Source organism: Streptomyces sp. NPDC097640 (genome assembly GCF_040302705.1).
Lineage (GTDB): Bacteria > Actinomycetota > Actinomycetes > Streptomycetales > Streptomycetaceae > Streptomyces.
This window is the reverse complement of record NZ_JBEOSB010000019.1, coordinates 12,639-38,935: the sequence shown is the minus strand read 5'-3', so window position 1 is coordinate 38,935 and position 26,297 is coordinate 12,639. Positions and strand designations below refer to the sequence as shown.

2 protein-coding genes are annotated in these 26,297 nt (G+C 73.8%); both read right to left on the bottom strand.

Features of this window, described 5'->3' with window-relative positions:
• Positions 1-52: 52 nt before the first annotated feature.
• Positions 53-25,909, bottom strand: a complete 25,857-nt coding sequence (locus ABTY62_RS27835; RefSeq protein ID WP_352132142.1) for a lonely Cys domain-containing protein — start codon at positions 25,907-25,909, stop codon at positions 53-55.
• A complete protein-coding gene (locus ABTY62_RS27830; RefSeq protein WP_352132141.1) occupies positions 25,906-26,292 on the bottom strand; it encodes a hypothetical protein in 387 nt (128 codons plus the stop codon). Before ABTY62_RS27830 ends, ABTY62_RS27835 begins: the two co-directional genes overlap by 4 nt.
• Positions 26,293-26,297 lie beyond the last annotated feature (5 nt).

Here is a 26,297-nt window from a genome sequence, read left to right as displayed (position 1 = left end):
CCCGGCTCGGCTGCCCGTGGCCCCGGCGGTTTCCGCCGGGGCCACCGGCGTATCAGGCCCTGTCGCCTCCCGGACCGTCGGCCGCGTAGGACGGGTCCGCTGTCAGCAGCAGCAGTTGCTGGGCCGGGGTGAGCTCGACATCCGCGAGCGGCAGCATGTCGACGAGGAGCGCCGCCTGGGCGTACTGGGAGGTCGAGAGGGTCACCCCCATCTCCTCCAGCAGTTTCACCGGCACGGTGCGGCTCTTGTCCAGCGGCGGGAGCGCCTTCCCGGACACCTCGTCGGCGGCGCTGTCCTCGGCGGGGGACTCCCACGGCAACAGGACCGCCTTGGCCCCCTCGTTGGCCGGAGCGACCGGTGTCAGATGGATCCCGGACGCGTCCACCACCACCCGGTAGGGCGCCATCGCGGGATCCAGCAGCTCCAGCACGTCCCACAGCGTGTCGATATTGGCCACCCCGCCGATCCAGCCGCTGTCTCCCCGCAGCAGCACCCCCGCCGCCGGATGGACGAAGTCGTCGCCGAACCGCTGCCACCCCTCCGACGGAAGCACCTCGCCGTCGGGAAGCCGGATGTCCCCCGTGTCGCTGACCTCGTAGCCCCATGGCGTGGACTGGTTCGGAGAGGGGCGCTCGAACTTCCGCCACTGCTCCGCCGACTTGCCCTTCCCCTCCGGCGCGGCCGGCGGCGGCACCTCGCGCACACCGCCGCCGTACCGCGGGCCCCCGACGGTCAGCTCATGACCGACCGGCCGGCCCTGTGCCACCGGCTCCACGCCGGCATCCCTCGTCCCGCCACGCAGCCCGACGGGCAGCGTCATCGGCGCCGAACCCCGGTGATCGTCGACGGTGACGGCCACCTGATGGGTCCGGCTGATGTCGCCGCCGGGGCGCGCGGTTCTGGACACCGGCGTGATGTGGAACCGATCCGCCGTGACGCGTGGTCTCCCCTGCCCGCTCTGGAGCCGGGCCAGGTGCTCGGCCAGCCTCTCCCGCAGCGCCGTGGCCACCGCCTCGGCCCGCCACGGGCCGCTGTCCTTCGCCCGCCCCGCCCTGGAGTCGCGGACGTTGTCCCGCGCGGTGATGGTGATGTCGGGGAGCGGGAGTCCGTGGGCGTGGTTCCACATCCCCACCCGGGCCAGGGTGGCGGCCAGGTCGTTGATGACGAAGCGGCTCTGGTCGGCCGTCGCCTGTCGCGGGCTTTCGACGGTGAGGGTCTTCGGGGTGATCCGGTGGCCGTGGACCACCACCGCCGTGAGGGGGTTGACCTCGGCGGAGGGGCCGTCCGACAGCAGATCGGCGTTGACCTCGTGCATGCTCTCGCCCTGACGCCCGCTGAACATGCGGAAGTACCACATGTCCTCGCTCCGGACGAGCGCGGCGGCGCGCTTGATCGCGGCCTGGGCCCGGCCCAGGGCCCGGTCCAGCTCGCCCTGTGCCGCGGCGTGTTCCGGGGTGCCCCGGACGTGCTCGTCCCGGTCAGCAGTCGCCCGGTCGACGGCGAGCAGCGCCTCCGTGACCTTCAGATAGCCGCGCAGCCGGTCCAGTTCCCGGGCGCTCGTCCCGTCCCGCTCGGCCTCCTCGATCCGCTGGCGGAGTCCGGTCTCAAGCCGCCACCAGTCCTCGGGGGTGGAGCGGTCCTGGTTCTCCTCGACCATCCAGGACAGCAGGGACTTCATATAGAGCTTGCGTGAGTGGTTCTCCAGGGTGATCTGGTCGGCGCCGTCCTCGCTGGCCAGCACCACCTGCGCGAAGTGGTATCCGAACGGGACGCCCTCCCCGGCCCGGGGCTTGGCGTAGTTGCGGTTCAGTACGGGACGGCCCTGATCGTCGACCGCGCCGATCGACTGGATCACATAGCCGGAGCCGACCGGCGCCCAGGCGCCCCGGTTGGCGCCGATCCGTTTCACCGCCGTGTCCAGCCGCTCACGGCGCGGGTTGTCCGGCTCCTCGAGGCTCTGCGCGCTCCCGTAGGCCTCGCCGGGCAGCGGGCCGTCCACGCCGCCCATGGGGCGGTCGTCCTCGCGCGTCCGCGCCGCCGCCCAGCGCGGATCCACCTGCTCCAGGTCCTCCAGGCCGTCGGCCACCTCGGCCAGTGCGCGCGCCAGATGGTGGGTGCCGGTGACCTCCCAGCCGTCGGAGGCGTTGACGGGCACGGTGACCGGAGCGCCGCCGTCGGGGTCGGTGAACACCATGTGGGACGCGGGCACCCCGCCGGCCAGCATCCTCGCGAAGTCGCGGCAGATCTCTTCTTCCGAACGGCCGCTGCGGGTCAGGAACTCCGGCTCCACCTTGAACAGGGGCTCACCGCGGCTGCCGTCCGCGGTGGGCAGGACGATGGCCACGTCCTCATGGGCCGTCAGCCGGACGTGGTTTCCCGCCTCCGCCATGCGCGCGTTCGCCCGCTCGATGGCCTTCCTGGTGGCGTAGACCTCCTGGTTGAAGCCCAGTTCCCCGTTCTCACCGCTCTGGACGGCGAGTGTCCGGTCCCCCGAGAAACGCAGGGTGGGGCGTTCGTCCGTCGGGGTCTCGGTGTAGCCCTGGCTGGGCAGGTAGAGCGCGGCCCTCCGGGAGGCCGACCGTCCGAGGGGATGGGCGACGCTCAGGACGGGGTTGTCCGGCTGCCGGAACAGCACACCGCCACCGTCGCCGCTGGTGTCGATGACCTCGTAGTCGCGCGTCACCAGCGGCCCGGGCCGGCGCGGCTCCTGGGGCGCGGCGGGCCGGGTCTCGCCACCGATGCGCCCTCTCACCCGCCGCAGGGCGCGCTGCGGCCCCGGTTCGGCCGCGGCGATGATGCGCGCGTCCAGCACGGGCGGCCGGCTCCGCGCGGGGCGCGAACCCTCCGCCCGGGGCAGGCCGCCGCGCGGCCCGGCGCCGCCGCGTGACGCCGGCTCCCCGCGGCGGTCCCGGGACGGGTCGTCCGCGTTGAACGTGTCCGTTTCCGAGGTCGTCGCGGTGCGCGCGGCACCGGGCGCCGGGGCCGCGGGACGGCCGCGCTGCCAGTGGTGCTTCTGCCCGGGGGCCGCCGTCACCACCATGACGCGGGTACCCGTCAGGGGATCGTCGTGCACGGTGACCGGGCCGCGGGACGAGACGGTGGTACGCGCGGTGGCCGCCCGGCTGTTGAGGGACTTGGGCAGGCTGCGGCTCCCGCTGCCGGCGTGGGACTTGATCACCGCGACCTCGGCGTCCGGGGGCCTGACGGTCAGCCACGGGTCGTGGACGAGCAGTTCGGCGATCTCGTCGTGCGGCACCCGGCGGCGTGAGCCGTCCGGCCAGGGCATGTCGATATGGCCGTCGCCGCCGTCGGCCAGGACGAAGAACGGGAGCCGCGCCCTGGGCACATCGGAGGTGCCGTCGACGTTCCACGGCGTGTACCGCGGGGTGCGGGCCTCGAAGGCCCCTTCGAGTGTGCCGTCCGGGGACTCCAGGTAGTACGCCACCTCGAGCGGCTTGGTGGAGCGCCGGCCGGTCCAGTCGCGGCCCCTCGCCTCGCTGCCGGGGGTGCGGATCAGCGTGTCGTCGGAGAGCGCGTCGTTCAGCTGAAGGTGGTAGGCGGCGAGGGCGGTGGGGTTGTGGACATCACGGCCCGCGGCCGACGCGGCCGCGATCAGCCACACCAGTTCCGCGTGGCGCTCCCGGTCGAGCGGCCCGGCCGCGTCGCCGAGGTGCAGGACCTTGGCCGCCAGCGCCTGCACATCGGGGGTGTCGGAGAGCACTTCATGGGCTTCGATCACCGCCCACAGCACCCGTTCCCGGTCCGCGTCGGTCACCTGGTCCGGGGAGTTCAGGCGGAGGACCTCCGCCATGCGCTCGTTCAGGCTCAGCCGGTCTCCGCGGACCACCCTCCGCAGCAGATCCACGCCCCCTTCCACCGACGGCATGGACACGAACTCGCTCAGCTTTGTGCCGCGCGGCGCGGACGGCGCGGCCAGGAGCAGCGCCTTGACCTGCTCCGGCGTCGGCTCGGCGGGCCGGCCGCCGGCGCGGGGCGGCACCCCGGCATGGCCCAGGGCGGCGCGCCTCAGCAGCTCCATCCGGAACTTCCCGTCGGCACCGCGCCGGCGCATCCGCTCCACCGCGCCGATGCCGCGCAGCAGCCGCCGGTACTCGCCCGCCGGGTCGTCCTTGTCGTTCTCCACGGTGACGTCGAAGGTGATGCGCAGCGCCCGGACCAGCCGCAGGGTCACCTTCCTGACCTCGGACGGGGCGCGCCCCTCCCCGCTGTGCAGGCCCGCGATCCGGGCGAGCTCGTCCAGTTCGGCGCCGTACGGCTCGGGCCGGGTCTCGAGCCAGCGGCGCGGCCGGAGCTGCGGGTCGGTGACGATCGAGTGCCGCCCCTGGGAGGCGCGGAATCCGGAGGTGCGATCGGCGCTGAAGTGGGTGCGCCGGGTCCTGTTCGCCACCCGCTGCATGGCCGAGACGGTCTCCAGCGGGTCGGCGGCGGCGGTGTCGCGGCTGAGGTTGCCGACCTCGGGGTAGCCGTCGGCGCGCGCGTCGATCCAGCAGCTCATGGTGACGACCACGTCCTCGGGGCGCAGCCGCCGGATGCTCGGGCGCCGCTCCAGGAAGCCCCCCATCTCGTCCCCGTCCACGCTCCAGGACCGGTCGCGGTCGTCCGTGAGCTTGAACCGGTTGGGCATCGCGTGCGTGCTCACGAAGTGCGCGTTCCGGCCGGCCCACGGCACCTTCTCCGGCGGGCCCACCGGCTGCCTGGTGACGGGGTCGAGGACGACGTACTCGTCGGTGTCGGGGAGGATCTCGAAGGTGCCCTCCCGTAGCCGCGTGTCCGCGTCGTTGAAGCTCGCGCGGCCGTAGGGGCGCCCGTCGGCCACCATGGTCGTGTGCTTGACGGCGCTGTCCGGGATGAGGTGTCCGTCGGTCGTGCGGACGAAGCCCTCCCCCGCGGCGAGGTCCTCCTCGCCCAGGTCGTCCGGCTCGCTGCCGATCCACCCGCCGACCGGCGGTCCGCCCTTCCCTCGGTCGATCACCACGATCCGGCCGGAGCGTACGGTCACCTCGCCGCTGTGCGCCCAGACCGTCCTGGCGGTCCGGAAGGCCCCGGTGCGGGGCAGCAGGAGGCCCCGGTCGCCCGCGCCCGGCACGGCCAGCAGCACCGGAACGCCGGGGTCGAGACCGAGCAGCTCCGGGTCCCTGGCCAGCAGTGCGGCGAACTCCTCCAGCGTCACCCGCACGGGAGCGGAGCCCGGCGGCGAGACCATGATGTGGTCGTGGCCGCCCTCGGCCACCACGACATAGGGGGATCTGGCCCCGGGCCTGCGCCACCACTCCCCCGTGATGGGCTTGCCGAGGGAGCCGTCGGGGTTCTGAATGAAGTACGACCGCCGGTCGAAGGCGCCGATCGGGCGTCCCGTCAGGTTGCGGCCCATGGTCCTGCCGCCGGTCGAGGTGATCGTGGTGGCCCTGGCGAACACGCCTTGCTCCACCAGATGCTGGACGCCGAGTTCGGCCAGGCTGCCCGCCCGGTCGGCCGCGATGGCCTCGTCCACCAGCTGGTACAGCTCGCGCCGCTGCTCGCTGCTCACCGGCGTGTCCGGGGCCAGGTGCAGGATCCGGCGGACGAGCGGGGCGGGGTCGAACGGGCCCTCGCGCAGGGCGGGGTCGGGGTCCGTGCGCCGCAGGGTGTCCAGCCGCTCGACCGCCCCCGAGTAGCGGGAGCGGACGATCTCCACCGTCGTCCGGGTGCGCGGCCGCCGGTCCGTGCCCTGCGTCCGTCCCTGGCCGACGGCCTCGATGGGGATGTCGCGGGCGTCGATCCGCCCGGCGGTCGACGGCTCGTCGCGCTGGGCCCGCCGCAGGGATGCGTTCGCGCTGTCGAAGAGGGTGTCGGCCACGGTGTCCGCGCGTTCCTGGTCCAGGGCGCGGCTGCCCTGGCCGGCGTCCGGCCGTGCGGATCCGGTGCCGTCGCGGTGCCCGGTGACCTTCACCTTCGGCGGGGCGAGACCGGCCAGGGCGTCCCGCCGTGCGACCTCGGCCAGTTGGCGGCCCAGATCGTCGACGCGGGCGCTCTGCTGTGCGTCGAGCGCCGAGGAGCGGTCGGCGAAGGAGACATGGGACCGGGGTGGCAGGACCGGCGGCAGCGCGTCGCGGAGAGCGGCCGTCGCGGGCGCCGCCGACGACGACGCCGGGGCGGGGGCCTGGCCGGATCGGGGGGCATCACGGTCCGGGGCGTTGGTGTAGTCCCCGGCCGTCGACTCCCGGCGCGGCCGGCCCGTGCGTGTCACGGGGGACGCCGAACCCCGCTGGTCGTCGACCGTGATGGTCGCCTCGCGGCCCTTGCCGGGGTCGCCGCCACCGCGGGCCGTCTCGGGCACCTCGGTGATACGGAACCGGTCCGCGGTGATCAGGGGGGCCTCCAGCCCGCTCTGTAGCCGCTCCAGGTGTTCGGCCAGGCTTTCGCGCAGCGCCGCGGCGATGTTCTCGGCCCGGATCTGACCGGTGTTCTTCGCCCCGCTCCCCAGCGAGAAGCGGCGGTTGTTGGCGCGTCCGGTGACGGTGATGTCGGGCAGCGGAAGGCCATGGGCGAGGTTCCACAGCCCCACCCGCGCCAGGCCGGCGGCCAGCCCGTGGATCACGGTCTTCTTCTGCTCGGCGGTCACCTCGTGCTCGCCCTCGGCGAAGGCGACCGTCTTGGGGGTGATCCGGTGGCCGTGGACCACCACCGCGGTGAGCGGGTTGGCCTCCGCCGAGGGGCCGTCCGACAGCAGATCGGCGTTCACCTCGTGAATGGTCTCGCCCTGGCGCTTGCTGAAGACGCGGAAGTACCACTGGTCCTCGTTGCGGATCAGCGGTGCGGCGCGCCGGATGGCGGTCTGGGCGCGGGTTTGTGCCCGGCCCATCCGGTCCAGCGCCGCGGCGTGCTCGGGGGTGCCGTCGGGGTGCGTACGGGCGTCGGCCTCCGCCTGGCCGATGGCGAGCAGCGCCTCCGTCAGCTGGAGATAGGCGCGCAGGCCGGCGAGTTCCCGCTCGCCGGTGCCGTCCGCCTGCGCCTCGTCGACCCTGCGCCGGAGTCCGGCCTCCAGCCGCCGCAGCCCCTCCGGGGTGGTACGGGCCCGGTTCTCCTCGACCATCCCGGACAGCAGGGACCTCATGTAGCCCCTGCGCGCGTGGTTCTCCAGGGTGACCTGGTACTCGCCGTCCTCGCTGGCCATCACCACCTGCGCGAAGTGGTAGCCGAAGGTGACACCCTCCGCGCCCGGGGGCTTGGCGTAGTTGCGGTCCAGCGCCGGACGGCCCTGCTCGTCCTTGGCCCCGATCGACTGGATCACATAGCCGGAACCGACCGGCGCCCAGGCGTTCTTGTTGGCGCCGATCCGCCGGAGCGCCTCGTCCAGCCGTTCGCGCCGGGGGTCGTCCTCGGTCTCGTAGCTCTGGGCGCTGCCGTACGACTCGCCCGGCAGCGGGCCGCCCATGCCGCCCATGGGGCGGTCGTCCTCGCGTGCCCGGTCCGCGGCCCACCGCGGATTCACCTGCGCCACGTCGGCCGTGCCGTCGGCCACTCCGGAGAGCGCCTGGGCCAGGTGGTGGGTGCCGGTCATCTCCCACCCGTCCAGGGCGTTGACCGGCACGGTGGTCACCCCGCCGCCGTCGGGGTCCTCGAACACCATGTGGGAGACGGCAGCCCCGTTGGCGAGCATCTGCGCGAAGTCGCGGCAGATCTCCTCCTCCGAACGGCCGCTGCGGGTCAGGAACTCCGGCTCCACCTTGTACAGCGGTTCGCTCCGGGTGCCGTCGTCCTTGGGAAGGACGATGGCCATGTCCTCGCTCGCCTTCAGCCGGACGCCGCGGTCGTAGAGGGCCAGTTGCGCGTTCGAGCGCTCGATGGCCCCGCGGGTCGCGTAGACCTGCTGGGGGTTGCCCTGGGCGCCGTCGTCGTCGCTGCGCAGCGCCAGGGTCCGGTCCGCCGAGATGCGCAGCGGGGGGCGGGCGTCGGCGCGGAAGGGGTAGTACCCCTGGGTCGGCAGATACAGCGCGGCGACGTCCGGGTCCGGCCCGCCGCCCAGGGGGTAGCAGACGCCCAGGGACTCGCCGGACGGCTGGCTGAAGAGGACGCCGTTCCCGCTGGGGTCGATGACCTCGTAGTCGGTCGTCACCAGCGGCCGGGCCTTGAGCGAGTCCTTGAAAGCGGCGTGCCGCGGCTCGTCGGCGGCCCGCGCCGGGCCCGGCCGCGGTCCGGCCGGGCCCCGGGAGGCGCTGGGGCCGGGGGTGGGTGCCTCGTCCTCGTCCGGTTCCTCGTCCTCGGCGAGAACGTCCAGCATGGGCGGGCGGTTACGGGGGGTGCGCGAGCTCTCGCCGCGGGAGCTCTCGCCGCGCGAGCTCTCGCCGCGGGAGCTCCCGTCCCGCGAGCCGTCGCCCCGGGGCGCGCCGCCGATGAGTCTGGCGATGTCGCCGGACTTCAGGATCTGCCCGATGGCCTGGCCGCGCTGGCGCAGCGTCCGCCGCCACTGATCGGGGGACAGCGCCTGATGCTCCAGCATCACGGTGTTGTCATCCAGGCGGACGGGCGCGTCGGGCGCCAGCCGCAGCAGGGTCCGCACCTCCGCGACCGCCTCGGACCGCAGCACCGACAGGTCCGCGGCGCTCAGCACCGGGCCGAGGTCCGTGTGGCGGCCGCCTTCGTCGAACCGCAGCAGCCGTACGGTGCCGTCGGCGGCGGCAAGCAGCAGGTCGACCGGGGCGGCCAGGCTGTCGGCCAACTCGGCGACCGTCTCGGCCGGATCGCTCTCGAACGCCCCGGCGTCGGCCCGCAGCACCAGCCGGACCCCGCCCAGCGGCTCGCCCGCCACCGAGGGCAGCAGCGCCTCGCCCAGATCGTCGGCCTCGCGCACCGGAGCGCCCTCGGTCAGCTCCGAGACCCGGAACTCCAGCGTCTTCCGGCCGTCGTCCGGGGCAATGTGGACGAGGGTGTCCCAGGCGGGCTCCACGACGCCCTCCGGGGCCGGCGACGCCGGCCGCGACCGGTCGGGAGCCGCGTCCTGTGCCGTCTCGTCGGTGGCCGGTGGCCGGGCGAGGGAGCGCAGAACGTCCATGTCCAGGGGCCGGCCCTGGTCGGCCGCCTCGGTGGCGGCGTCGGTCAGCGCGGCGATGTGGGCCTGGCTCACCTCGTCCACCGAGTCGAGACCGAACACCTCCCGGGTGTACGCGGTGATCGCCTCGGCGGCGGTACGGGAGGGGAACCGCGCCATGGCCGGCCCGCTCAGCGAGCGGACCGCCGCCAGCCGCGCCAGGTCCGTCACCTCGGAGCGGGAGTCGGGGCCGAGCAGCGCGTCGCCGAACAGCGCCCGGGCCGTGCGCACCGTGGCGGTCACCTCGCGGCGCAGCGCCTCCGGGTCGGCGTCGGCGAGCCCCAGGGCCGTGGCCAGCCGGTCCACCAGCTCGGCGGGCGGCCCCTGGGGCCCGTTGAACCCGTCCCAGCGCGCCTGGGCGGCGTGCCGGGCGAACCGCGCCATGCCCTCCTTGAGGCCCGCCACGATCTCGTCCACGGTGAACCCGCCGAGGAACAGCGAGCGTGAATCCATCAGCACCGCCGGGCGGAACCCCTGCTCCAGCAGGAACTTCTGCATCAGCAGATGGACGTTGACGCGGCTGTTGGCGTCCGTGAACGGCTGAAGGATCTGAAGGGCCCGGGTCACCCGGGCGACGGCCCGCAGCTTCTGGTCGGGCGTGACCGCGACCGCCACCTCGCCGTAGTAGCGGTCCAGCGCGGCCTGGACCACCTGACGGGCCTCGCCCGGGGCGTAGTCGATGGAGATCTGTCCGCCGCGCTGCCCGTGGTGGAAGACCACCCAGGGCTTGCCCATGCCCGGCTCACGCGACTCGTTCAGGGAGAACAGCAGCCTGCGGCCGAGCAGCACGTCGTCCTTGATGTCCGCCGCGACGCGGTCGGCGCCGGTGCCGCGCATCGTGGTCTTCATCCGGCCGCCCTCGTGGCCCGACCACGTGGTCGCCACGTTCTGCCCCTCGCCCACCTTGAGATGGCGGGTGGCGATGTGGTGCAGCTCCTCGTACGCGTCGGCGTCGATGCGCGACCAGTCGCGTCCGGTGCCGCCGACGTCAAGGATCTGCTGGTACGCCTCGGTCATGCCCGCCCGGTAGCCGGGGTAGGTCCGGGTGTCGAGGTGGCCGCCGACGTCCTCGGGGGTCGCCCGGAACGCTTCGGCGTGCACATTGGGGTCGATGAACAGCCGCCACCACGAATCCCGGGGCAGCAGCCGGGACAGCCGCGGGGCCGCCGCGCCCGGCGGGGCCCCCGAGGTGGTGTCCGCGTAGTACTCCCGGATCCGCTCGTCGGGGAACCGCCCGCCGACCGCGACGTGTTCCCGCAGCTCCTCCTCCGGCAGCGGGGGGAGACCGTGGTAGCGGGTCCAGGTGTCGTCGTAGTCGAAGCCCAGCCCGCGGCGGTCCGGATGGTCCTCCTCATGGGCCCACAGCTCGGACGCCCTGAGGAGCTCATGGAGCGTGTGGTGGCGGTCGGCGAGCATCGAGCCGATGTACGCCAGCCGCAACCAGCGCAGGTCCAGGCCCGCGTCCCATTTCTCGTTGGCGTCCTCGGCGGCGTCGAGCAGGCTGTAAACGGTGCCGGAGCTGCCGGTCTTGATCAGGCCGCCGGTGCGCTGGGCGGCCGCGTGCGGGGAGTCCTCCAGGGTCAGCTGACGGGGGTCCCCGGCCAGCCGCGTCGGGGGTTCGTGGTTGATGCCCGACAGCTCCTCGCCCGGCTTCCAGGTGGCGCCGTCCGAGGTGAACGCCCGCTCGCGGGCGCTGAGCGGCGGCAGGATGTCCTGCGGGGCAGGCCGGTCGAACGGGCCGTCGGACGGGGTGCCGCGCCAGCGGCGCTCGTCGTTGATCATGGCCGGCTGGTCGGTCGGTGTGCCCAGCAGCATATGGAAAACGCCGCGGCGCAGCGCGTTCCACACGAGGGTCGACTGCTCGCGGAAGTTGCCGTCGTCGACGACCTCTTCCAGGGTCTTGGGCTCGACGCCGACCGCGCCGGGCACCTCCTGCTCGTAGGTGCCGAGCAGGCCTCGCAGCGCCGGGGGCGTCTTCTCCCACACGAGGCGGGCGAACCGGGAGATCTGCTCGACGACCTGCGGATGTTCCGAGAGGTACTCGCCGAGCCTGCGCTCGTACGCCTCGGACTCGTGCTGGTAGCGCAGCCGTTGGAGGTCGTCTGGGCTCGCGGGGATGAGGGAGCGGCCCGAGCCGCTTCCGGGCGGCGGCGGCAGGGGGATGTCCTGGGTGTCCCGCGTCCGGTCCTCGGTGTCCCCGGCCGTGTCCGGCGCTTCGTCCTCGGCGTCGCTGACGTGGTCCTCGACGTCGCCGGCCTCGTCCTCCGCGGGTCGGGGGCGGGGGCGGGCCAGGAGGAATTCGTCGCCCCGCTGATAGAGGGTGACGGTGTTCTCGGGGGTGGCCGCGGGGTTGCCGAAGGTGCGGTGGGTGCCGTCCTCGGACACCAGGGTGAGGGTGATCCCCTGCGCCCGCGCGGTCAGTTCGGCGGCCAGCGCGGCGGTGGTGGCGTCCCAGCGGCGGGCCGCGTGCAACTGGACGCGCAGCAGCGCTTCCCCGTTGCCGTCGGCGTCCCGGGTCGCCTGGGGGATCCGGCCGCCGGTGCGGCGCATCTCGCCGCGCAGGGCGGCGCGCCGGGTGGCGTCGAGGCCCGGCGTGAGGCCCGCCACGTCCTCCCAGCGGAACGTCGCCGACGGGTCGAGCCGGGCGCCGTCCGGCAGCGGCTGCGCGGCCACGCGGGTGGCGATGCGGCGCGCCACCTGGGTGGTGGACAGGTCGGCCAGCGGGGTCGCCCCCGGTACGCCCGGTCCCGTGTTCCCGCCCTGCGGGGTGGTCCGGGCGGTGGCCGGGGGCCGGGCCGTCGCCACGGCGGCGTAGAAGCGGTTGCCGTCTCCCTCGGCCTCCACCAGGTCGTACACCCGCCCGTCGGGGCCGGTGAGGGTGCGGTGGTCCTGCGCCGCGTCGAACCGGGACCCGTCCTGGCCGCCCTGGCCGTCCTGGCCGTCCTGAGGAGCGGTCCAGGGCGGTGTGGCGTGCGCCGGACGCTGGGTCCCCGTGGCGGCCACGGGGGCGGGGGCGGTGGCGGTGGCCGGTGCGGGGGCGGGCAGACCGGGTGGCGGGTTCGAGTCGACGGACTCCTCGGGCAGCATCAGCTGGTAGTGGCGGTCATCGCCCTCGCCGCCCAGCCACAGCTGCACGGGGTCCGCGTCGGCGCCGGACCCGTCGGTGGAGAAGCCGTCCGGGGAGAACTGGAGGAAGCTTCCGTCCGGCGTCACCACGCGCACGGGGACGCCGAAGGTGCGCGCCGCGAGCAGCGGCAGCAGGTCGGCGGCGGCGTGGTCCCAGCCGCCCCGCTCCGCCGTGCCGCCCGGCCGCAGCAGCTGGGCGACGGCCAGGGCGAGGCGGGAGCGGGTGCGTACGGGCAGCGAGTCGGGCAGCACACCGATCGCCTCGAACTCCCGCCGTTCGGCGGTGTCCTCGCCCAGCTCGATCCAGGCGCCGCCGATCTCGTCGTCGGTGAAGGTGTCCGTGGTGTCCGGCGCGAGGACGTCGAGCAGATCCGCGTTGGCGGGGTCGGCCAGCCGGGCGGCCAGCAGCTCCCGCAGGCCGCGTACCAGCGCCGCCCGGCTGGACAGGTCCAGGCTCGCGTCGGCGAGCAGGCCGGGGTCCAGCCGGTGCAGGCCCTCGGCGAGCGCGTGGAAGAAGGCGTCGCCGTCCCTGGGCACATCGAGGAGGGCGAACCGCTCGCCGTCCGGGGCGATGAGCGCCGCCGGGTCCTCGTCGCCGTCCTCCTGGGTGTAGCGCGGCGCGTCCTGCGTGTCCGTGTCCGCGGTGTCCTCGGTGTCCGCGGCGGCGGCCTTGGACGGGTCCGTGAACGTCACCTCGGGCGGCTTGGGCAACCCGTCGAGCCGGGTGCGGCCCTCCTCGGTGGCGTTCAGCCGGTGCCAGCGGGTCAGCCGGTCGGCGGCGGTGCGCACCCGGTGGTATTCGGTGGCCAGCGCCTCGGCGGTCGCCTGGAGTGTGTCGAGGGTGCCCTGCCAGGTTTGCAGGGCCTGCCGGGCCGCGTCCCGGGTGTCGGTGGCCCTGCGCTCCGCGGCCGTCGCGGCCTCGAGCTCCCGCGCGGTCCGCCCGCGCTCGGCGGCCGTGGTCCGCTCGGCCCCGGCCACCCGCTCGGTGGCCGCGGACCGCAGCTCGGCCGCCCTGGTCTCGGCGGTGGCGAGGTCGCGGAGGGCGTCCGTCAGCGCCTCGCGCTGGAGCTCGGCCCAGCCGTCGTGTTCGGGCGCGGCGTCCGCGGCCGCGCCGCGCTCCCGCTCGACGCGCAGTCGCGCGTCCGCCACCAGCTCGCCGGCGGCGCGGTCCGCCTCCGCGGCGGCGGCCCTGGCGTCCACCAGCGGCCGCCGCGCCGCCACCTCCGCGTCCCGCGCCTCGGTCAGCTGCCGCTGGAGAGTTCGCAGTTCACGCTCCGCCCTGGCCAGGGTGTCACGTGGTCCGGAGCCCTGTTGGCGGCGCGTCTCCCAGTACTTCTCGTCGGCCTCGGTCCACGCCTTGGCCGCCTCCTGGACGGCGTCCCACGCCTTCCCGGCCTCCGCGGGGAAGTTGGTGTCGTCGATCAGGCCGAGCTGGCGGGCCACGTCCTCCCGTACCCAGGCGATGACGGCGGCGTCGGTCTCGAACGCCTGCCGTCCGGCGGAGCCGAAGTGGCCCGGCCTGAGCTTGTGGAACGGGGAGGCCACCATCCGCCCGATGGCACTGTCCCTGATGTGCCGGTGGACGGTGGCGCTGCTGAGCCAGGTGGTGGGGACGGCGAAGAGGAAGGCCCGGTCCTCGCCGTCGTTGACGGAGATCTCCGCCATGAAATCGCGGTTGTATCCCGCGCCTTCGCCCTGCGATGCGTTGGGGCCGGTGGCCGCGGCGCCCGGCCTGGTCGAGCCGGCGCTTCCCATCGAGGCGGAGACGGCGGCGTCGACGGCCGAGGTCTGGCCCTCCGACCCCGAGGCGGCCACCCCGTCGGCGGTGACGTGGCGCCGGGCGATCTGGAGGTTGGTGCCGGGGGCCACCGTCAGCAGCTGTGCGCCGCCGAAGTGCGGCTTGGAGTACAGCGCGAGCTGACCGTCCGCGCCGCCGACCAGGCTGTCCTCGGTGAGCCCCGGCACCTGGTAGCCGACCGGCTCGAGGGTGAGCGGGTAGTGGGCTGCGAGCACGATGTTGCCGGTGCCCTCGTCCAGGGTGTGAGCCGAGCCGGTGCCGAGCCCGGTCAGGCCGGTGTCCTTGGCCCGTACGAGGACGTCGTCGCCGTCCGTCTTGAAGCCGATGTCGTACGCCTTGGCGAGGGCGAGATAGCTCCCCGCCCGGACCTGCTCGAAGCCGATGACCCCGCGGACCTGGAACCCCTGGGCGGGCATCTCGAACACGCCCTGCGTGCCGTCGAGGAAGGTGACGCGCCGCCAGTCGCCGTCCCCGCGCAGCGACGGGGGCGCCGCCGGCCGCGGGTCGGAGGGGGCGGGAAGGGTGGGCGGCCCGAGGGGGTCGACGGCGGCCGGGGCCGTCCGCGGGCCGGCCGGGTCCGGGCTCATCAGGCTGAGCGGGGTCTGCTTGCGCAGCGTGCCGACGTCCCCCTCCTCCACGACGCGGCGCTTGCCCCGGACGTAGCGGGACGCCTGCCGCGCCCGGTGGGTCAGGTGTCTGACGCGGCTGTCGGCGGCCGTCGGCGGGGCGGGGTCGGGGGCGTCCTCGACCTCCAGGACGATCCGCAGCCGATAGGGGGTGTCGTACTCGGCGTAGGGCTCGCTGGTGGCCACCGTCCAGGTCGTCATCGGGCTGGAGGAGTGGCTGGCGGTGAGGGTCTTGCGGCTGGAGCCGGTCTCGCTGTAGCCGGGGCCCGCAGTGGCGGCGTCGGGGTTGTGGGTGTACGCGTTCTCGCCGACCGAAAGGCCGAAGTCCGGCCCGCGGGTGCGGCTCAGGCTGGAGCCGGTGGACTCGGTGGCCGCGAGGTTGTCCTCCCAGTCGATGCCGTGCCCGAGCCGGCGGAACCGCGGGGCACCGGCGATCAGTTGCACCCGCAGCCGCACCTGGCGGCCGCCGATGCGCATCCCGTCCCAGCCCCAGCGCCCGGTCCTGGCGGGCACCGTGGAGCCGGTGCCCTCCATGTCGCCGCGCAGCGCCCGCAGCAGCCGGCTGGAGGCGAGGCGCAGCAGGGCGTTGCGGCCGGTCTCGTCGAGCGACAGACCGCGCAGCGCGCGGTCGAAGGCGTCCAGCACCGCGGCCGCGTTGAGTTCGCCCAGCGGATAGCCGCTCAGCGCGTTGCCCGCCAGCCACGCCTGCGGCGACCAGGTCTGCGCGTCGTAGTGCGGCACCGCGCCCCAGCCGTCGTCGATCAGCCGGAGCTCCACGGCGCTGTACTCGGGGAGCAGCCCGATCCAGCCGCCGGGGACGGCCAGCAGCCGTCCCGAGGCGGCGGCGAGGCCGCGCGGCACCAGCCGGCTGCCCGCGCCGGTCGTGGTGCCGAGCGCGCTGGAGGCCACCGCGATCTCGTGCTCGGCGTTGCCGGACACCAGCACCTGGTGGGTGTTGTCCTGCCGGGAGACCTCGTTGGTGACGGACCGGCTGATGGTGTCGCCCTTGGTCCGGCCGTACGACCAGGGGCTGATGTTCAGCGAGTAGAACCCGGCCGCGCCGCGCTCGCCGCCGTGCGGCTGGAAGGCGGAGAGCCGCCCGCCGAAGAGGAAGCTGTAGGTGACGGTGTTCTTGCCGCCCGACTGCGTACCGCCGGTGATCTTCAGGGCGGCGGCCATCGGGGCCGGCTCGGACAGCAGCGTCAGCCCCGCCACGGTCATCCGGTGGGCGAGGACGCCGCCGCGGTTGAGATACGGGCCCTTGGCCCACAGCCCGGTGATCCGCCAGCCCGACGGGCTGAGGCTTTGGTCGGCGTTGGCCGTCAGATACGGGGCCTGGAACGGGCGCACCGCCGCGTCATGGGCGGGCGCGCCCTGCTGGGTCAGATGCCACGACCCGCCCGAGGCGCCCCGCAGCGACTCCTCCACGGCCCGGATGAGGGCGGGCTGGCCGAGGACCGCGATGGTGAGCTGGGCGTGGCCCGCGAACGGCTGCTGGGCGCGGCGGGCCGCGGCGTCGAGCGCGGTGTGGTCGGCCTTCGCGAGCGCCAGGGCCTGTGCGTCGTCCAGCGGGGTGCTGTCGATGCCGTCCTCGAAGTCGCGGTAGGGGTTGGCCGTGCCCGCCGCGTGCGGGTCGGTGGCGGAGGTGTGTTCGTCGAGGATGCTGAGCAGCACCCGCCCGGTGAGCGGGCCGCCGCCCACGGGGGTGCCGTCGGTGGCGGTGCCGATCACATCGGACGGCTTCTCGCGGAAGACGAAGGGCTGGGTGCCCAGCAGCCCGGCGGAGGCGAAGCCGCGCAGCAGGCCGGGCAGCCGCCAGTAGCCGCCGCGGCTGGCGGTGACGCTGAGTCGGTAGCTGTACAGATGCGGCGGGCGGGTGCTCGCCACCGCCCGCTCGACGGCGGTGCTGGGCCCGAACACGCTGTTCTGGCCGCGGCCGCGGCCCCCGCTCAGCCCGAGGAACAGGCTGCCTGAGTGCTTGGCGAGGCCGAGCGCGGTGGCGGCCGTGGTACGCAGGGTCCCGTTGCCCTCGATGCCTGCTTCCAGGTCGTGGACCACCCCGTGGTCGCTGTCCAGCTTCTCGCCGCCGGGCGCGGAGTGCTTGATCTTCAGCCCGGTCTGGGTGCCCTCGTAGCGGCGGCCGGTCAGCTCGCCGTCCAGCCACAGATAGCGATAGCCGCGCTTGAAGCGCAGGGACTCGCGCAGCGGGATCCGGACGCCGCTGGTGGTCAGCGTCTCCAGGCTGCCGGCCATGGTGTGGTACGAGAGGGTGGTGAGGATCTCCAGGGTGTTGGCGAGCGCCGTCTGGAAGTGGTCGGCGTCGCGCCAGCGGGGGTTGTCCGGGTCGAGCTCGTCGAGCGGCGCGACCAGGTCCGGGTAGGCGCGGGCGGCCTCCCGCAGGATGGTGTCCGCGAAACTGTCGAGCCAGGTGGTGTCGGTGGCGTCGTCGGCGGTGGCGTCGTCGGCCGTGAACTCCTCGACCCTGGCCACCCCCAGCGTGGGCGGCCGGTCGGGGGTCAGATACGCGGGGGCGTACGGCTCGGGCGCGCCGCTGCGCATGCGCAGCCGTGTCCCGTCGTCCCAGCCCGCCAGCCGGCGCGCCTCGGAGCGGGGCATCCGGTCCAGGCTCCAGGTGACGAACACCCGGGCCGTGTGCTCGGGCCCCGGGGTGGTGCCCCCGCTGCGGTCGCGGCCGGCGCGCCGCACCACGACGGCCTTCTCGACGAGATAGAGGCCGACGGGGGTGTTCTTGGCCTCGCCCTCGGTCTTGACCGCGCCGGAACCGCCGGTGTTCATGGCGCGGGTGGACCGGTGGCCGTACCGGGCGGCGAAGCCGAGCAGGAAGCGCAGATTCAGCTGGTCCCCGTTGAGGCCGAGCCAGTTGAAGGCCGGTCCCACCGAGCCGTTGATCTCCTGGCCGGTGGCGATGGAGAGGTTGCGCTCGTTGGTGAGCGTGAGCGCGGTGACGTCCTTGAGGGCGGAGGCGGTCGTCTCGTCGACGAGGATGGCGCGGCGTGGCAGGACCTGCACCGTGAAGACGCCCAGTGGCGTGCGGAGCTTGTCGTCGGCGAACAGCGGGGCGGTGGTCATCCGGCCGGTGCCGAGGACCCGGGACATCCGCTGGAAGTTGCGGGACGAGATGAACGCGTCCAGCTCGCGGTGGGCCGAGGAGCCGGGGCGGGCCCCGATCTGCCCGGCGGCCCAGTCCCTGACATGGATGAGGGGGCCGAAGTCCTCGGTGGTGACGAGCCGGTGGTGCGGCCGGCCCTGGTAGCCGATCAGGCGCGGGATGCGGCCCGGCTTGGACTCGGTCACCGCGCTGTCCGAGAGCCGCAGGGACAGCCCGCCGCGCATCCCGAAGCCGAACGTCGCCGGGGTCCGGCCGCCGTCCTCCGTCACGGGCCGGCCCTGCTCATCGGTGACGGTGAACTCGTAGTAGGCGTCGTCGAGGTAGCGGTGCGAGGTGTCGGTGCTGCTCGTCTTGGACTGGCTGGTGGCCTGGGAGGTGAGGGTGTAGCCGACGGCGTGCGTGCGGGCGAAGCGCAGGCCGACCCGGCCGAAGACGTCCAGCGGCTTGGTCAGCGGCCACAGCGGGACGAACGGGTTGAGGGCGTAGCTGGTGCTCTGGGTGGGGGTGCGTCCCGTGGTGCGCTGGGTCCGCGCCGTCGACTCGATCTTCCGCGGTCCGTCGGAGGTGTCGGCGAAACGCTCCCAGCCGCCGTAGTGGCGCACCGCGAGGTGCAGCACCCGGACCCGGCCCTGCTCGTCGGTGTAGGTGAACTCGCGCCCGTCGCCGCTGAGTCCGCTCAGGTCCTCGCGGAGCGCCGTCGCCACCTCGGCGAGCAGGCCGGTGTCGCGCGGGGCGCCGGAGCGGGGCTTGCGGGGCCGGGCGCCCGGCCTGGCCCGCAGCTCGCGATCGAGCTCCTTCAGCGCCTGGTCGGTGCCGCGCAGGGTGAAGTCCTTGGTGCCGAAGGCGGCCGACCGCGCCAGCACCTCCTCGGGCAGATCGGCCATCAGCTGCCGGATGCCGTCGAGGGGGGCGGGCATCCGGCTGCCGTCGGTGAACCGGGCGCCTTCGCGCTCCAGCGGGGCGGGCGGCAGCCCGCGGTCGAGGCGGGGCGGGCGGCGGCGGTCGAGGTGGTGCTCGATGCTCAGCGGATCCTTGGGCGGCGTCGTCTCCGCCGTGTCCGTACCGGTCTCGGTACCGTCTCCGTCCCGGTCTCCGTCCTGGTCTCCGTTCCGCTCCTGCTGGTCCTGGGCGGTGGTCTGCGGCGGAGGGGGCGTCTGCCCGTCGGCCCCGAGGGTGTACACGGTGGCCGGAACGGTGGGCGCGGGGTCGGGCGCGGGCGCGGGGACGTGCGGCTGGGGCCGGTGGGTGTTCTCGGCCTGGTCCCACAGCCCGCGGAACCCCTCGTACAGGTTGTTCTCGGCCTCGGGACGGCTCGTGCCGTACAGCCGCTCCAGCAGGGGCAACAGCCGCTCCCGCTTGGGCCGTCCCCGCTCGTACTCCCGTACCCACTGGGCCCCGTTGTTGCGGCGCTGCCCGGTGTACGGGTCGGTGCCCTCGTTGGTCCCGAGGTAGGCGTTGGTCAGCTGGGCGAAGAACTCGTACTCGTCCCGGGCGGAGTAGTTCAGCACCGGCTGCCCCGCCAGGTCCCTGGCCACTCCGTCCGGCCACTGCGGCGGGGGGACCTTGGAGCCCGGCAGCTGCGACCGCCGCTCCCGGTTGCGCTTGGCGTAGAAGGCGTCCCGGATGCGCTTGCGGTCCTTGTCGGAGAGCCCGTGCTGATGGATGGCGTGCGCGAACTCGTGCGTGGTGGTGGAGTACCCCTTGGCGTAGATGTGCTCGTCGCCGATGGTGCTCTCTTTGCCGAGAAGGTTCTCCTCCGTCACCGCTGTCGTGCGGCCGCCCTTGCCGCGCACGGTGTCCCAGACCCGCCCGTCCGGGCCGACCGGCTTGCCCCGCAGATGGCGGAACGGGGCGAGCGAGGTCATCGCCTCGTCCTTGGGCACCACCACGACCCGCGCACGGGCCCTCAGCAGGGTGGCCGCCACCTTGCGGTTGCTCAGCATCGGCGTGAGCCGGCCGAGCACCTCGCGCCGTGCCGCGTCGGGCTGGTTCACCCCCTTCGGCACCTGGATCAGCAGCCGCGCGGCCGTCGCGGCGAACTCCGGCGCGGGCAGCCCGGCCTCCAGCGCGTCGATCAGCGCCGGGTCCGACGCCAGTTTCTCGCGGTCGGCCGACGACAGCAGCGCCAGCTCCCTCGCGCGCTCCGCCGACGGCATGCCCGGCAGCCGGGCGGCGAGGTCCGCCACGCGGTCCGGGGAGACCGGGGACGGGGCGGGCCGCCGCGCCCGCGGCCGCTGCCCGGTCGGGTCGGCGGCCGGGGACGGGGCCGAGGTGCCGGGAGGCGGCGGCAGGGGGCGCGCGTCGAGCGCTCCCTGCGAGCCCTGGGCGGAGAAGCCGAGATACGAGCCGATGGCCTCCAGGTCCAGGGGGGCGAAGCCGCGCTGGGCCGGGGTGTTCTGGATGCCGAAGGCGGCGAGCGACTCGGTCTTCAGCCGCGCGCGGGACCCCGTGTTCGCGCTGTCGAGGTCGGACCACCACGGCACGGGTGCCTCGTTGCCGGTCACCTCGGCGTTCTTGACCACCCACTGCCCGGCGAGGGTCGGCACCTTGTTGACGGTGATCCGCTGATAGCCGATCTTCGGGTCGTGCCAGGCCTTCATGCGCTTGGCCTGGCGGTTCCCGGTCTCCTCCAGGTAGCGCACCTGATGCCCGATCAGGGCGTAGCCCTCCAGGTTGCCGCTGCGGAAACCAAGGTGCTTCAGGTTGCCGCCGGAGGCCTGGGAGAGGTGGTCGAAGACCTGGAACTGGACCTCGCGCGTCTCGTCGGGGAACGCCTGCCGCCAGTCGTCCGTCTTCCAGAACTCCGTGAGGTCGTGGACGTTGTCATAGCCGTCGGCGAGCCGCTTCAGCGCGCCGCTCTGCGCGCTGTCGCCCGCGATGATCACATTCGTGCCGGGTGGCAGATGGTCGATGATCTGCCGCAGCCCGGTCGTGCCGCTGTCGTGCTGGGGGTGCGCGTCGCCCTCCTGACGGCTGCCCAGCCGCGACCACAGCACCACATGCGGGCCGCCCTCCGGCACTCCGCGGGCCGCGAGGAAGCGCCGCACCCGCTCGGTGTGGGGGTTGTCCAGGCCCCAGGCGCCACGGATCGTCGCCCTCGAGCGCCCCTGGCCGTCCCATACCTGCGCCACCTCGCTCGTGGCGTACTTCGTCGGCTTCTGGAACCGGGTGCTGCGCAGCCCCGCCGGCACGGGTGGGCTCATCGCGTCGTAGGGCAGGGCCTCGTAGCCGTTGGCGGTCTGTGTGTACAGCTGGTGCGGGTCGTCGGTGTGGAGGGTGTGAAGCCGGTCCTCCTGTGCGCGCAGTTCGGCGTCGCGCCGGGCGGTGAGCCGGTCCCGCTCCTGTGCGCGCTCGCTCGGCGACAGCCGGGTGTTCGCCTCGAGTTCGGCCATCGCCCGGGCGTGGCGGGTGTGCACCGGGGCGGTGAGGGTCTTCCGGAGGAACGGCCCGACCTGGTCGCGGGTGCGCGGTCCGGTCACCACGCCGACGTGCAGCTTCGGGTTGAGCGAGAGGGCGGTGGCCAGGCCGAACATGTCGCCGGTGAAGTTGCCCGCCGTCAGGACCAGGGCGCGGTGCGGGCCGGACCCGGCCCGGAAGCTGTCGGCGAGGTCGGTGAGGGTGGTGTGCAGCCGGTGGACGTCCTCCGGGGTGGCGCCGAACTCGCGCCACTGGACCTCCAGGGAATCGCGCGCGGCCCTGGTCCCCATCAGCCCGTTCAGCACGTCGATGAACTGGCTCGTCACATCCGCCTTCGCCTGGGCCGGCCGCTGGGCGGCGTACTCCGCGCCCCGCCGCCGCACCAGCTCGTCGGCGAGCGCCGCGTCCAGGCCCGGGTTCCGGCCCAGCGCCCACAGCAGGTCGAACAGGTCCGAGCCGCGCTTGTGCCGGTCCGGCCGCGCGGCCAGCGCGTACGCCGTGTCGACCAGGGAGTCCACGAGGGACGGGACGGCGATGCCGTCGGCCTCGTCCGTGTCGCGGTACGGGTCGGTGCTCGGGCCGATGGTGATGTCGACGCCGTTGATCTGTCCGCTGAGCGCGCGGGGGTCGCGCCCGTCCTGCCGCAGGGCGTTGGGCGGGGCGCCGGGCGGGCTCGGGAAGTGCTCGGCCAGGGCCCGGTTGATCAGGTCCTCGTGCCGCCGCACATCCGGGGTGGCGAGCCGGAAGTCCAGGCCCGCGAGGGGGCGCGGGCTGCCGAAGCGCAGATTGGCGTGGGCGCCGCCGGTGAGCACGAGGGGCCCCTGGACGTCACGCGTCCGCCCGTCGCCCGGGATCAGCCCGTTGATGAGCGCGGCCACGTCACGGCCCACCGCGAGCGCCCGCGCGTTGGCCTCCGGCGTGGTCGCCGGGTCGTACGGGGGACGGGGCGGACCGGCCGGCCCGGGCGCGGCTTCGGTGGCCGACTGCGCCGACTCGATGCGGATGTCCCGGCTGACGGTGCCACGGTGGCCGTCGGCGTTGAAGGAGAGCAGCACCTTGTGGGTGGCCCCCGCCGTGAGCTTGGCCTTGGGCTTGGGCACGGTGAAATCGCCCGCCCGGTCGGTGGCGCCGAGCCGCTCCAGGACCGCGGTCATCAGCTGCGGCGCGGTCACGCTGGCGCCGTCCACCGTGATGGTGAGGGGCCCGCTGCCGGGGCCCTGGCTCTCGACCGCCCGGTCCCACAGCTCCTTGAGGTCCTCGACGTCCTTGGGCGCCGCGTTGAAGCCGATGTTCGCCTGGGACGGCGGATGCGCCGGTCGCAGATCGGCGGGCGGCAGCAGATCGGCGGGGTCGCCGGAGGTGGTGGTCGGCAGGGGCCGGGCCGAGCTCGGATGGTCGCGCACGACGGGACCGGAGTCGGCGGCGTCCTCGATGGTCCGCAGGTAGTGCGCCGGCACGGCGCGGTCGGGCAGCGTGTTCGCATCGGCCATGATCCCGACGCTGTCGACCGAGCCGTTCTCGATCCGGCGGAAGAGCGAGGAGGGGTCCAGCGACCGGTCCCCCAGACCGGCGAAGTGCATCAGCTCGTGCAGCGACCGGGCGTCGTTCTTGCGGCGGCGCGCCGCGTTCTCCGCCGGCCCGAGCGACGGGTCGTCGGAGTAAAGCCGGAAAGAGAACTGGTCGAACTCGGTGGGGTCGGCGGTCGAGCTGAGCTCGATGGCCTCCGGGTGGTCGGGCGCGTGGACGAGGTTCACGTCGATGTGGAGCTGGTCGCCCGAGCGCGGCAGCGTCAGCCCGTGGTTGATGTGGGTGTCCAGCAGTTCGCGCATCCGGCCCTCGAAGCCGGAGAGCCGGTCGGCGGGGAACCCCTCGCCGAACCGCACGGGCAGATTCAGCGTCAGGTTGCGCACCCAGCGGCCGTCGTCGGCCTGGACGCGCCGGATCCACGCACGGATGACGGTGTCGCGCCCGCCCAGCGTCCGCGGCCCGCGGCCCGGGCCCTCGGCCAGCGGGTCGGCGGCCGGGTCGTAGCGCTCGGTCCACAGGGGCGCCGAGGGCGCCCCCTCCCGCCGGGGGCGCCACTGCTCGGGGCGCACCGGATCGGCGACGGGCTCCGCCATCACCGGCTTGCGCGGCGCGGGGTCGACCGGCGACGAGGAGGCCGTGGCCAGGACCGTCGGCTCGGGCACGGGGGCCGGGTCGGTGTCGACGGTCTCGGCGAGGCCGACGGGGCCGTCGGCCTCGGTGAGGGCGCTGGTGGGCGTCGTGGACGTCGTGGCGATGGCCACGGGCGGGGTGGGCTGGGTGTGGTCGGCCACGGAGGGGGTGGGTGGCGGCGCCTGGTCGGCCACGGCCGGGCCGGTGTCGGTCAGGTCCTCGACGGTCTGGAGGTGGTCAGGGCGTACGGCGGGGCCTGGCAGCGCGTCCGGATCCACGTCGAGGCCGGCGTAGCGCAGCACCTGGTGCAGCGCGGTCCCGTCGTTGCGGAGCTGGCGCCGGACGCGCTCGGGTCCGCCGAGTGACGGGTCGTCGGGGGACATCCGGACATGGAGCTGATCGGACGGGGCGGGGTTGGCCGTCTCGGTCAGCTCGATGGCCTCGGCGTTGCCGGGGTCGTGGACGAGGTTCAGGTCGATGTGCAGCTGATCGCCGGAGCGCGGCAGTGGCAGGCCGTGGTTGACCTCGGTGTCCAGCAGTCCGCGCATCCGCTCCTGGAACTCCTGGAGCCGGTCGGCGGAGAACCCGTCGCCGAACCGCACCGGAAGGTCCAGGGTCAGGTTGCGCACCCAGCGGCCGTCGTCGGCCTGGACGCGCTGGACCGTGGTGCGGACGACCGTCGGGTCCGGGGCGGGCTGGGTCACGGGGCCGCCGTGGCCCTGTTCCTGGCTCTGGTCCTGGTCCTGGTCCTGCGTCTGGTCGTCGGCGGCGGGCCGGATCTCGGTGTGTATCTCGGTCGGGGACCCCTGCTGCCGCCCGCGCCACTGCTCGGGGCGTACCGGATCCCGGACGGGGTCAGCGGCCGCGGGGTTGTTGTCGCTGTGCTGGGTGGTGGTGTCCGGGGCGGGGGTCGTGTCCGGCGTGTCGTCGGGGGTCGCGTCGAACCCGTCTCCGTACAGGTCCGTGTCGCGGCCGCGTGGCGAGGTGTACGGCGTCGTCGAGGGGGTCGGGGTGGGCGTGGCGGACGGTGTGCCCGGGGGCGCGGACGCGGTGGGGCCGACGGACGCGGGATCCGGGAGCGGGTTGCTGTCGGCTGTGGTGTCCCGCCGCGGGGTGTTCGACGACAGCGGCAGCGGGTCGGGAGCCCCGGCCTTGGGAATGGTCAGCGGCACGGCGCCCGGGGCGGTACCGGGGTCGGTGTCCTCGTAGGCGTCCCAGTCGGTGATGTCCGAGTACGCGTCCGAGTACGCGTCCGAGTTCGAGGTCGAGTTCGAGGCCGAACTCAGAATCGAGTCCGTGTCGCTGTCGGAGTACGGGTCGTTCTCCGGACCGAACTCCGGGTAGAGGTCCGGTACTTCGCCCGCCGGGATGTCGGCGTCGTTGTTGTGGACGGCCGGAGGGATGACCGTCGTGTGCACGGGTGTGAGGGGCGGCGTCGTGATCGGGGGCGGCGTCGGAGTCGGGGGCGGCGTCGGGGTGTTGTTGGTGACCGTGTCGACGGTGGCCGGCCCGCCGGAGCCGGTGCCACCACCGCCCCCGCCCAGGACGGAGTTGGGCCCCGGACGGTCGTTGAACAGCATGATGCTGAAGAGATTGCCGCCGATGAACTTGGTGTTCAGGCCCTTGCCGATGTAGCCGAGTCCGCTGCCGATGATGTGGTCGGAGGCGCCGCCGAGACCACCGCTCACGATGGTCATGGGGTCGAACTTCCAGTTGCCTTCGAAGAGGCCGTTGATCAGGAACTCGGCGAACGCCTCTCCGACGCCCTCGCTTCCGAAGCTGTTGAACAGCTCCGCGCCGAAGTGCCCCCACTTGTTGTCGCCGAAGTTGTTGAAGATGTTCTTGAAGAGGGGCCCGAGTACCGAAGAGAGGCCGCTGATGAAGAACCCGGCCAGGGCGCCGAAGGCGGCGGACTTGCCGATGTTGCCCCAGTCGATCCCGTCGGGGCGGCGATCTCCCTTGTTCAGGCCCAGCATCGCCATCCGTACCGCGAAGGTCGTGAAGGCCTCCTGAAGTGCCTCGCTGAACGTGGGCGCCAGATGGGTCATCCGCAGCAGCCGGTCCAGGATGATCAGCACCGCCAGACGGCTTCTGGTCCTCGCCAGGACGGCGTCGCCGAAGGACAGCCCTCCGGTGAAGAACGCCATGGCGGCGATGAAGGCCAGCTCGATGATCAGTTGGATGATCTCGGCAATGACCTCCCACTTGCTCTCCATGATGTTTCTGGAGTGCCCGACCTGCCCCTTGCTGATCTCCCTCAGGTTGTCGGCGAACTCCCCCATGGCGTCCTGGCCACCGGCGCCGGTGAGCATCGCCATCGCCTGTTTGTAGACGTCGGCCACCTGCGTCGGCAGCGCGCCGTCGACCCGGTTGACCGAGTCCATGATGCGATCGCGCAGGTCGAGCAGCGCCTGCGCGTACTCGTCGAACGGCATGCTGCTGCCATAGGCCATGTCCGAGGACGCCTGCGGCGGCTCGAGGCCCAGGGCGAACAGCATCTTGCGGACGTCATCGGGAAATTCGATGGAGTCCTCGGGGACGGAGCCTCCCCGGTCGGCACCGCTCAATGTTTTCCGCCGCCGCCTTGGGTGCCGTCCCCGCCCACGGAGTTCACGGCCTGCCGCAGTTCGTCCACGCTGTCCAGGGCGAAGGACTCCGCCCCCCGGACCTCCTGGAGTTCCTGGAGGCGGCCCTCGACCACGCCGATGACGGCGTCGGAGATGGCGAAGAAGGTGTCGCTGACACCCTCGACGGTCTTCTCGTACTGGGGGCCGTACCCCTCGGCGACTTCGTCGTCGATCCCGTACCACCGCCGCGTGGGTTGCAGGGCCGAGGTGAATCCGCCCGGGAGCTCCCTCGCCTGCTTGGCGATGGCGCGGATCTCATCCATCATGGCGATCAGCCGGGCCGGGTCGGCCTCGTACCGCTCGCCGCCGTATCCGTAACTCATCGTGG